This is a genomic window from Moraxella oculi (genome assembly GCF_023336735.1).
Lineage (GTDB): Bacteria > Pseudomonadota > Gammaproteobacteria > Pseudomonadales > Moraxellaceae > Moraxella > Moraxella oculi.
In genome coordinates, this window is sequence record NZ_JAMBAQ010000002.1 from 86,152 (window position 1) to 97,649 (window position 11,498).

General features: G+C 43.9%; 8 protein-coding genes. 6 read left to right on the forward strand and 2 right to left on the reverse strand.

Going from position 1 to position 11,498, the window contains the following annotated elements:
• The 4 genes from M2R47_RS01570 (at position 1) to sppA (ending at position 5,204) form a co-directional block, all read left to right on the forward strand.
• Entirely contained in the window at positions 1 to 423 is a 423-nt protein-coding gene (locus M2R47_RS01570; protein ID WP_249097944.1) for an FtsB family cell division protein, read from the forward strand.
• A gap of 458 nt (positions 424 to 881) precedes the next feature.
• The gene (ispD, locus tag M2R47_RS01575) at positions 882 to 1,586 is read left to right on the forward strand and encodes a 2-C-methyl-D-erythritol 4-phosphate cytidylyltransferase (RefSeq protein ID WP_335341971.1); all 705 of its coding nucleotides are present in this window, start codon (positions 882 to 884) and stop codon (positions 1,584 to 1,586) included.
• A 25-nt stretch (positions 1,587 to 1,611) separates the two neighbouring features.
• Positions 1,612 to 4,053 carry a ComEC/Rec2 family competence protein gene (locus tag M2R47_RS01580; protein ID WP_249097946.1) on the forward strand — a complete coding sequence of 814 codons (2,442 nt, stop codon included), beginning with the start codon at positions 1,612 to 1,614 and terminating at the stop codon, positions 4,051 to 4,053.
• Positions 4,054 to 4,169: 116 nt separating this feature from the next.
• Positions 4,170 to 5,204 (forward strand): signal peptide peptidase SppA, encoded by a 1,035-nt coding sequence (gene sppA / locus M2R47_RS01585; RefSeq protein WP_249097947.1) that lies wholly within the window; start codon positions 4,170 to 4,172, stop codon positions 5,202 to 5,204.
• A gap of 63 nt (positions 5,205 to 5,267) precedes the next feature.
• On the opposite strand, the gene M2R47_RS01590 is transcribed toward sppA, so the two are convergent.
• A complete protein-coding gene (locus tag M2R47_RS01590) occupies positions 5,268 to 5,570 on the reverse strand; it encodes a CopG family transcriptional regulator (protein WP_249097949.1) in 303 nt (100 codons plus the stop codon).
• Positions 5,571 to 5,863: 293 nt separating this feature from the next.
• Between M2R47_RS01590 and prmA the strand changes: the two genes are divergently transcribed.
• Positions 5,864 to 6,787, forward strand: coding sequence for a 50S ribosomal protein L11 methyltransferase (gene prmA / locus M2R47_RS01595; protein WP_249097951.1), 924 nt, complete (start codon positions 5,864 to 5,866; stop codon positions 6,785 to 6,787).
• A 142-nt stretch (positions 6,788 to 6,929) separates the two neighbouring features.
• Positions 6,930 to 8,528, forward strand: a complete 1,599-nt coding sequence (gene purH, locus M2R47_RS01600) for a bifunctional phosphoribosylaminoimidazolecarboxamide formyltransferase/IMP cyclohydrolase (protein ID WP_249097953.1) — start codon at positions 6,930 to 6,932, stop codon at positions 8,526 to 8,528.
• Between the two features lie 501 nt (positions 8,529 to 9,029).
• Here the strand turns inward: purH and M2R47_RS01605 are convergent.
• Positions 9,030 to 11,441 carry a penicillin-binding protein 1A gene (locus tag M2R47_RS01605; RefSeq protein WP_249097955.1) on the reverse strand — a complete coding sequence of 804 codons (2,412 nt, stop codon included), beginning with the start codon at positions 11,439 to 11,441 and terminating at the stop codon, positions 9,030 to 9,032.
• Between the last annotated feature and the right edge of the window lie 57 nt (positions 11,442 to 11,498).

Consider the following 11,498-nt stretch of genomic DNA (forward strand, 5'->3'; position numbering starts at 1 on the left):
ATGGTGAATGCGACAACCAAGCAGTCATTGACTGACACGCCCAAAAGACTGGGCGTGATTGGACATCTTTGTCTGATTGGGCTTGGGTTGGTGATATTGATGGTGCTACAACATCGATATTGGTATGGTGAAAATGGTCATGCCAGCGTGCAAACACTCCATGAGCAAGTTGCCAAGCAAAAGGCCATCAATATTGAGCAAGCCTACATCAACAATCTCTTGCGTGCTGATGTGCATGATTTAAAAACGCAAACATCAGCCATTGAAGAGCATGCAAGAATTGATTTGGGGCTGATTAAGTCTGGAGAGACTTTTTTTCAGATGTCAAATGCACCCATCACTTACAGCCATCAAAATTTCAATGATGAAGCTGATGTTGTTGAACCGATTGATGGTTTGGAAATTGAAAATGCCACGCCGTGATTGTTGATGAAATAAGATTGGTCATGCCAATCTTATTTTTTTTGTTTAACTGGGTCAAAATCTGGGAGTGGTCAAGTTTTTTGAATGAGTGAGGCGTGTTTAAAATACTGCCTCTAAGCGTATGAGGGCATCGTATTTTGGTTTAAGCAATCAAAAATAATGGCTTTATCATCTGTATCATACTTTATTGGTCTTGATGAGCGTCATCAAAATAACTTCATCTGACCATGCTTGATCATCAAATAAAGTATGAGTTTTAAGGTTGGGGCTGTTCTATCAAAGTTAAGATTTTATGGTAGAATGTTGCGACCATATTGACATGAATGCTAACGCTTCTACAAAAAATCAAGCAGTTTAATTGTCATTTGACTTAGTTTGCCATGGGTTTTATCAAGCTGGCAAACGGGCGTTCATCTATTTTTTTTCATCCCTATTTTTTAGATGTTGAGACATGTATCATGATGGATTCACGCCAGACCGTTCACGCACTCATTGTGGCAGCAGGTAAGGGTTCTCGCTTTGGGGCTGACAAACCAAAGCAATACTTAAAAATCACGGACCAAACGGTATTACAAGAGAGTGTCGCAAGGCTTAATGTTGATGAACTGAAAAATTTGACTTTGGTGGTTGCTGAAGAGGATGGGTATGTTGATGGTTTGTCATTTGATTTTGACGGTAGAATTCGCCGTGCCTGGGGTGGGGCTGAACGCTGGCAGTCGGTCATGAATGGCGTTAATGATATCCGCAATCACGGTGCTTGTGATGATGATTGGATACTCATCCATGATGCAGCACGCCCATGCCTGCCGAAGTCGGATTTGATGGCAGTTTTGGCAATGCTTAACCACACCAAGTGCGAGGGTGTCATACTGGCCACGCCTGTGGTCGATACGCTAAAACAGGTCAGTCAAGGGCATGTGGTAAAGACGGTTGATAGGAATTTGTTGTGGCAGGCACAAACGCCACAAGTTTTTCGCTTAAAGGCACTCGAAGAGGTGCTGTCGCAAGTGGCTGTGTGTGGCATGAAGATCACTGATGAGGCCAGCGGTTTTGAGATACTGGGGAGAAAAGTGGAAGTTGTGGCAGGTTCAAGGCTGAATATGAAATTGACTTATGCAGAGGACTTGCCATTACTACAAGCCATTTTATCAACCCTAATATGATGATTTTTGCTTGTTGGAAGATGGTATGTTAGGGATTGTTGGTGCTGCCATCATCATCACTGTGTTGGGCGTCTTGGCAGTGATGCCTAAGATGTCTGATCATGCTTTGCCATTACAATTCATGGCTCCTTGTTATATGGAGGCATTATCAGCGATTTTAATATTGACAATCATTGGGCTTGTCATGACCAATCGATTGACTCATGCTGCTTTACGGCGAGTCGTGCAGACGACATTGGCTTTGCTCACGGTGTTCTTATTCGCTTTGCGTGCGATGGTGGCGTATGATGATTTTGAGCAGCTTGCCATAAAGGCACCCCATACAGTAACAGCGACGGTGCATATCGATGAAATCAGTGACAGCATTTATGATGATGTTTTGGGGGTGAGTTATCGTCAGCGAGCCATTTTAAAAGACATCAGGCATGTCGATTCATTGCATCAAAGAGTACGGCTTGCTAATCCTTTTTATTCTCCTAAGACACCCAGCTTGGAGACGGCGACGCAGCCTGTGGGCAATCGTCATCTGCCTAAGCAAATGGTCGTCCTTTTAAGGTCGGACGGACGCACAGCAAAATACTCACATCAACTTAATCAATTGTCACCCAATACCCATGCTCGCATGACCTTGCAGTTGCGACCCATCAGCACAAAAAAAAGTGCTGATGGCTTTGATGCTAATGCTTGGTTGCATACCAGACAGATTCATGCCATCGCACACATCATATCCATTGATGACATTTCTTCTTCAGATCGTGTCAGCATGACAGGGCGATTGCAAGCGTTCCGTCAGATACTAAGAAATCACTTTTATCACAATTGGCATGATAACGATGTGTCAACTGGACAAGCCAAAGCGGTTGCTTTAAGTCTATTGACAGGCGACCGTGCCTTGATCACTCGTGAGACGAAAGAGTTGTATCAGTTGGCAGGCATTTCTCATTTGCTCGCCATTTCAGGCACTCATGTGGTGTTTTTGGCAGTCATGTTGGCAGGCTTGACAACCATGCTGATTGATAAGCTATGCCCTGGTATTTATATGACTTGGGCAAGATGGCAAATTCGCTTGGTTTTGATGGTGATTGTCAGTGTGATGTATGCGGTCTTTACAGGGTTTGATGTGCCTGCTGTGCGTACTGTATACATGCTTTTTGCGATGGCATTGGCAAGATATTTGGTATTGCCCATGTCAAATTTGGCGATGCTGCTGGTGGTGGGTATGGTCATGATTTGGCTTGATCCTTATGTGCTTTGGCAGGCTGGGTTTTGGTTGTCATTTGTGGCGGTATTGTTATTAATGAAGCATGAGGCGGTACTGGTGCAAAGCGTGCCAACAAACTTGCGGTTTTGGCATCGTGTGAAACAAATGGTTTGGTTGCAAGTTTGGCTTTTTATTGCCATGTTGCCCGTGTCTTGGGTGTTTTTTGGAAAAGTGTCGCTATGGGGGATTTTGGTCAATTTATTTGCAGTAGGGCTATTTGGCGCGGTGATTGTACCGATTAATCTGCTAGGGGGCATGGTTTTTGTTGTATTACCTGCCATTGCCGATGGTATTTGGGCTGTGTCATTTGGTATTTTGACGAGATTGCATACGGCTTTTGAGTTGTTCTTATTGGGAGACTCTTGGTTGTATGCACCATTTGGCGTGCTTGGGCTGATCTTGTGTGTTCTGGTATTGCTACCCATGTTAAATAAAAGCCTGCCGAAATTTGCAATGTTGCTGCCGCTGACGGTGCTTGTTTTTTTATTGATTGATAAGGGGTTGATGGCACATGATGAGAAAACGGTCGTCCTAAAAGTCATGCCGACAGACCATCAGGCATTACAGGTCGTCTTGATAAAAAATGACAAGCAGGCATGGTTATTATTGGCTGATTTTGGGGTGGGGGCGTCGGCCGTTAGTCAAACGACTGTTTTGATTGATGGCATGAGACGCCAAGGAGTGCGTTCTTTGACGGGGGTGATTGTGCAGACGCCAGGCACGACATTGCCTAAGATGGTGGCAGACATTCATGCCAAAATACCTATTTTGCACTATTGGCAAGCAGGCAGGTCGCCACTGACTTTAAATGGGCTGGTGATGCAAGAGTGTCAAGCGGGTAAAATCTATCAAATGGATGGGTTGTCATTGCGGGCATTGACTGGCTGGCAACAGATTGCCGATGAAAGGGTGTGGGGGTGTGGCATTGAGATGGTAAGTCAGTACCCAATTCGGCTTGATAAAACTAATACGCAAGACTGGCAAGATTTTGATGAAATGCCTGATGATGCACCCAAAGACATTCATCGAGTCATCGTTAATGCGGCGACTCATGACAATGCTTGGCAACTTTGGCGGTGGATTTGTCAAGATGATGACGCACTCATTGCACCCAAAGCGACCACTCATGACGCTAAGTGGCTATCACATCCGCTTGCCAGTCATGACGATGATGTTAGGCAAAAATTTATGGCGACTCCTTGGTAAGCCTTACAAGGCTATCATTTTTGTGTCTTTTGGGGTACAATAGAGTCATTTGACCAACGCAGGTATTGATTGTTGCTTGGTATTTTTTATCATAAATTCACACTAAGGATCATCACATGGCATGGCCACCAAATCCTAACAACCATAATTCAAATCCCAATAAGCAAATACCTTTGGCACAATCGCCATCAATGGGTACGCCAGAGTGGAGAATTATTGAAAAAACGATGCTAGCAAGCGTTGAGGAGCAAAGACGAGCGCGTCGATGGGGAATATTTTTTAAGCTTTTGACTTTTGCTTATGTGGTGTTTTTTGTGTTGATGCTGTCTCGTGGTTGTGCACCGACTTCGATGAGTACCGCCCCTTTGGGCATTAATGAACCGCATTTGGCTGTGATTGATGTCAGTGGTGTGATTTCCCCAAAAACCGAAACCAGTGCTTATAACATCAACAGTGCTTTGGTTGAGGCTTTTGAGAATGACAATGCTCAGGCGATTGCACTTGCCATCAATTCTCCTGGTGGATCACCTGTACAGTCGGATGAAGTTTGGCAAATGGCAATGCAACTTAAAAAAGACCACCCTGATAAAAAATTATATGCCGTCATTGGTGATATTGGTGCATCAGGTGCTTATTATATCGCATCATCAGCTGATGAGATTTGGGTCAATTCATCAAGCTTGGTTGGCTCTATCGGTGTGATCATGTCTGGCTATAATATCCAAAAGTTGCTGGACAAAGCAGGCGTGAGCGATCGCACCATCACTGCAGGTGAGCATAAGGACATCTTGTCAATGACTCGCCCAATGAGTGAGGCGGAGCGTGCTCATGTGCAAAAGCTGCTTGATGGCACTCACCAAAACTTCATCAATGCTGTCAAAGAAGGTCGTGGCGATCGGTTAAAAGATCCTGAAAAAAACCAGCTGTTCACTGGCTTGTTTTGGACAGGGAAAGAATCTGTAGAGCTTGGCTTGGCAGACAAGATAGGCGGCATGTCGCAACTTGAAAAACAACTTGATTTAAAACAAGTCAATTACAGCTATTCTGATCCTGTCAAACAGTTCTTTGATCGTTTTGGTGTGCAGATGGGTAAAGGATTGGGTCAAGGTGTAAAAATGGGCATTTTTGAAGAGGATGCTTCATTAAAATGATGCTTTTAGTGGCATGATAAAAAACGCACCGATGTTTGTATGGGTGCGTTTTTTATGTAAAGATCAGTCTAGATCGCAGTTTTTGTTAAGATCGGCCAATGCTTCATCAATGATTGTCTGGCTGACACCTTTTTTGCGTAACTTTTCAATGAACAAAACATCATCAGCCAAGCGATAGTTGCAATTATCACGGTCAAGGCCTTGGCGAATGTACAGACGAATCAAGCCTTGAATGCGATTAAAGCCATGCATGCCAGCCGTCTCCTCTAGGTGAGAAATGATTTCTTCGGACAGTCGAAGATGTACAGGACGCATGATGATTTCTGGATGGCTTAAATATTTGTTCTTAATCTTTGGGGAGATCATGGTGATGTTTTTTGATAAGTTTGATTGTTGGGCTTTTATTCTAACATACTATTAAATAAAAGATAACCATTGATTGGAAATAATTTTTTTATTCCAAACAAGGTGTCTGACTGATTGATGGTCATTGCCATAGTCACCTGCCATTTGTCATCAAATTTTGTTATAATGCTGTGGCAATGACTGCTTGCTAAGATGACCAAACTGCCAATGATGATGAATGGTATTTTTTTGAGTGCTTGGTGTGCAAGTAATGAATTTTCATTGCAATTTTTATTTGACGAAGGTGTGTTTTTATGTCGTGGCAACAGTTGCATTTACAATGTCCTAAAGATAAGGTTGAGTTGGCTGAGGCTTTATTTTATGAAAAGGGTGCGGTTTCCATCATTTTGGAAGACGCAGGTGATGAGCCGTTATTTGAACCGATGCCAGGCGAAGAGCCGTTGTGGCAAGATGTCGTAATGACGGCAATTTTTGATACCAATTCTGACAATCGTTTTGATGGTACTGATTTTGAGGGTATGGCAAGTGAGGTTGCGACGGCAGTAGAAGCAACCCGATTTTGGACGACTCGCTTAGATGATAAAGACTGGTCTGCTGAGTGGATGAAATACTACAAGCCCATCAAGTGTGCTGGTGATCTATGGATTGTTCCAGAATGGCTGGACGCACCAGAACCGAATGCCACCAACCTAATCTTGGACCCGGGGCTTGCATTTGGCACAGGCTATCACGCAACCACTCGCTTATGCCTTGACTGGCTTTCCATGCAAAATCTTGACGGCAAGGTAGTGTTAGACTACGGCTGCGGCTCTGGTGTGCTTGGTGTGGCAGCATTATTACTGGGTGCAAAGCAAGTGCTGGCAGTGGATATTGATCCACAGGCGGTATTGGCCACCAAACAAAATGCTGCCTTAAATGGCGTATCCGACCGCTTGCAGGTGTTTTTGCCAGAAGAATTTTTGACACATCAAAAAGAAAATGACCAGCCGATTGATTGTATTACTGCTAATATTCTTGCCAAGCCGCTCATTGGCTTTGCATCTTATTTTGGGGGTTTGTTAGAGCAGGGTGGTTCGATTGTGCTGGCAGGCTTGATTGAAAATCAGACTCAAGAAGTGATGGAAGCTTATGCACCGTTTTTTGTGCTTGATGATGCTTTTAACTATGCCAATACAGATGAGCATCACTGGCACAGACTCTCAGGCATTAAAAAATAGCTTGATGAGATTGACTGGTTGATGAATTTAACGATCATCAGTTTGTACATCAGTCATCTAAAAACCCAATCTGTCTCTTTATAAAACTTGCCCAAAATGTTATCATGATGGGCGTCTCTTGTTTATTTTTTTAAGGTGTATTATGAGTTTTGAGCGTTTTGCTTTATTGTCTGTTTCTGACAAAGCAGGCATCGTTGAATTTGCTAAAGGTCTTAGTGAAGCGGGATTTGGTATTTTATCCACAGGCGGTACTTTTAAGTTATTAACGCAATCAGGCATTAACGCCATAGAGGTTTCATCACATACTGGATTTAGTGAGATGATGGATGGTCGTGTTAAAACGCTACACCCAAAGATTCATGGCGGCATCTTAGGTCGTCGTGGTATTGATGATGCGGTGATGAGTGAGCATGGCATTGACCGTATTGATGTCGTGGCGGTCAATCTTTATCCATTTGCCCAAACGGTGGCAAATCCTGATGTTAAGATGTCTGATGCCATTGAGAATATTGATATTGGTGGACCTGCAATGGTTCGCTCCGCTGCTAAAAATCACGCTCATGTTGGCATCATTACCAGCCCTGATGATTATGAGCGTGTGCTCAAAGAGATTAAAGAGATGGGTGAGATCAGCTATGCCACCCGATTTGATTTGGCTGTAAAAGCTTTTGAACACACAGCAGGCTATGATGGCATGATTGCTTCTTTTTTTGGTGCAAGACTAAGCAAGACTGCCACTGGTCCGAATGAAGACTCGGCGCCAACTGCGGATTTTCCTCGCACATTTAATGTGCAATTGCACAAATCACAAGACTTACGCTATGGCGAAAATCCTCATCAAAAAGCCGCTTTTTATGTAGAAAAAGATGCCACTGAGGCAAGCATCTCTACCGCCAAGCAACTGCAAGGAAAGGAACTGTCCTACAATAACATTGCTGATACGGATGCTGCTTTGGAATGTGTCAAGTCATTTGAGGGTCCTGCTTGTGTGATTGTCAAGCATGCCAACCCATGCGGCGTGGCGGTATCCGATAAGGGCATTTTAGAAGCTTATGACTTGGCTTATGCGACCGACCCAGAGTCTGCTTTTGGCGGCATCATTGCTTTTAACCGTCAGCTGGATGTTGCCACAGCATCTGCCATCATTGATCGTCAGTTTGTGGAGGTCATCATCGCACCAAGTGTGGCAGATGGCGTGTTACAAATCGTTGCGACTAAGAAAAATGTGCGTCTTTTGGTGTGTGGTGAATTGCCTAAGAGCGATGAATGCCAGGTGCGACTTGACTACAAGCGTGTGAATGGCGGTCTTTTGGTGCAAGAGCAAGATTTGGGCATGATTGACAAATCAGAATTGAAAGTGGTAACAGATGTTGCACCAACAGATGCTGAGCTTGATGATTTGATTTTTGCTTGGAAGGTGGCGAAATATGTCAAATCAAATGCCATTGTCTATGCCAAAAACCGCCAAACCGTCGGCATCGGTGCGGGTCAAATGAGTCGTGTTAATTCTGCCCGCATCGCCACAATTAAAGCAGAGCATGCGGGTCTACGGGTGCAGGGTGCTGTGATGGCATCAGATGCTTTCTTTCCATTCCGTGATGGCATTGATAACGCTGCCAAAGCTGGCATCAAGTGTATCATTCAACCAGGTGGTTCGATGCGTGATGATGAGGTCATCTCTGCTGCCAATGAGCATGGCATTGCCATGGTGTTTACGGGCATGCGTCATTTTAGACATTGATGATTCAATAAAAGCACCGTCAAATTATGAGCCCTCCTAAATCTTAGACGATGATTAAAGACGGGGTTCATCAAAATAAATGCTTTTACTAAGGACTAAGTTTCTGTACTGTTTTTTTAAATTTCACAAAACTTGGTCCTTTAATTGACTCTTTATTCTGTCTGATTGGTATGGTAATTAAAGAGCTGTCAACCAAACCCAATCACCACAAATCCACATAAAACAAAAAGAACAGATCATCAACACAATTCAATCTTCAATTTTGCCCCTATTAACCCAGTTCACCAATTCTTTGCTAAGCATTGCTTTAGCGTCATTTTTATTGGCAAGTTTTTGCAATTTTATTGACAGTGTCAGCGAAGGATAATGGTTAATGATTTTAATTTTAAAGTCTTTTGTGTATTTTTCCAAAACCCACCCCAAAAGTTAGTGTTTCTTTTGGGGTGAGGTTTTGGCTGATCAAGGTGTTTTTATTTTTCAATCAATATGATTTATTGATGATTAGTGTTGTGTTGCATTGTCGGTAACAGTGATGACTTGCTGTTCTTGCTTTTGAGAATTTGACCGATTATTTGCAGAAACCCACTGTATTGGGGTGTTGTGCAGTTGTTGGCGAGTGAAATTAACCCAAATGGGCAGTGCTGCAACGCCACCATACTCATGGGCGCCCATTGGAGCAGGATTATCAAAACCAACCCAAACAACCGTTGCACTGGTGGGGTGAACACCTGCGAACCATGCATCTTTAGCCTGATTGGTCGTGCCTGTTTTGCCACCGACATCAGGGCGACCAAGCACTAAGGCTTTTTTGGCAGTTCCGCTTGTGATGACCTCTCGTAGCATTCCTGCCATTTCATAAGCTGTTTTTTGACTCAGTATTCTGGGTGCTTGCTCGGCATGCGTATGAACGACAGGAGTGATGGGTCGTAATCGATCGTGCATCGTGGTGGCGGTTACCCCATGATCATCTTGCGGTGTGTTTGCATCTTTGTGTTTATTGGTCGCTTCAAAAGATTTGGCGAGTGAGCTGTTAAGGTGTTGTAAATTGTTATTAAAGCAAAGTGCACATGCTTGTGCAGGGTTTGCTTGAAAGACAATCTGATTGTGAAAATTGTAAATGCGTTCGATGAAATATGGCTGTATGCGATGACCGCCATTGATTAAAGTGGCAAAACTTGTCGCCATCTGTAATGGTGTGGCATCGGCAGCACCAAGTGAGAGGGCTAAGGTTGATGGCAAGCGTTGCTTTTCTAAGCCCATCATGCCAAGTGTTTGGCGTGCATTCTCAATGCCAGTTGAACGCAACAGACGAATGGAGGGTGTGTTTCTAGATAGGGCCAATGCTCGGCGTACTGGCATGTCTCCTGTGTATTTGCCATCGGCGTTTTTTGGTCGCCAGCCGCCAACGCTGATTGCTGCATCTGATACAAGGCTGTTGGGGGTGAACTTGCCAGTTTCTAAGGCTGCGGCATAGATGAGAGGCTTGATGATGGATCCAGGCTGGCGATATCCTTGAGTGGCACGATTGAATTTACTGTGGTTAAAATTAAAGCCGCCAACAAGAGCACGAATGGCACCATTTTCAGGATAAAGAGATACTAAGGCACCTTGAATTGATGGTGGCTGCGTCAGTCGCCAAGCGGTTTTTTCTTCATTTAATGGTGTGATCCGTACGATATTGCCCACCTTCACCATCTGACTTGGACTGCTAAAATGACCACCAGAGCGACCAGGGCCAAGCGAACGGCGAGCCCAATTCATGCCACCAGCCCAAGCAACTCTCACGGTATTGCCTGATTGCAACTTGGCCTCAAATCCACTGTTGGTTACATTGACAACCTCAGCTGGGTACATGTTGTCGTAGTTGACAAAATTGCTTAGGTTGCCAGATTCGGCCTCTGCACCACGCCAAGCATTGCCATGACGCATATCATAACTTTTTAGACCTGTGATCAGTGCTTTTTCGGCAGCGATTTGCTCATTGCTATTGATGGTAATCTGTACTCGCCAGCCACTATCCATGACTGCCTCACCATATTTTTCAACCAAGCTTTTACGAGTCATCTCTGCCAAATAGGGCATGTTGAGATCAAGTTTTTCACGATATGGGCGTAGACCGATCGGAGCTTTGATTGCTTCATCATGTTGAGCTTGACTGATGTGACCATCTTTAAGCATGCGCCCAATGATCCAGTTACGACGGATTAACGCTCGTTCTGGGTTGACGACTGGGTTGTAGGCAGAAGGTGCTTTAGGCAGTCCTGCAATCATTGCCATCTCTGCAATCGTCAACTCATCTAAGGTTTTACTAAAATATCTTCTGGCGGCGGCTGCTACGCCATAGGCTCCCTCACCCAGATAAATCTTATTGACATATAAGGTTAGGATTTCATCTTTGGTCATCTCATTTTCAATCTTACGAGCGATAAACAGCTCAGTCAGCTTTCTATCTAAAGTGCGTTCTGCACTTAAAAAATAGTTTTTAGCGACTTGCATGGTGATGGTTGAGCCACCTGTTTGGGTATCATCGTTGGTTACGACCTCGGTGATGGCACGCCCAATGCCCTTGACGCTGATGCCACTGTGCTCAAAAAAACTTGAATCTTCTGCGGATAAAAAAGCGTTGATCAGCTGTTTGGGTAATTGCTCATAGGTTACAGGAATGGAAAATCGATTGCCATATTGACCGATAAGCTTGTTGTCTGCTGTATAAATTTGTAAAGGCATTTCAAATTTGCTGGTATCAATATTTTTTAAATCAGGCAAACTTGGTTGCAAATACATCGCCATGCCATAAAAACCGATGGGAAAGGCAAGGATTAGAATTAAAATGAATGCAATGATGGCAGCCAGCACACGCAGTAGGGCTGATATGATGGAGATGCTTTTGATGTTGGAAGTGGTATTTGTCATGATGTTCTTAGCCTGCCATCAAATGGCAAATATTTTTATTGTTTGAAGTGGTGTCAT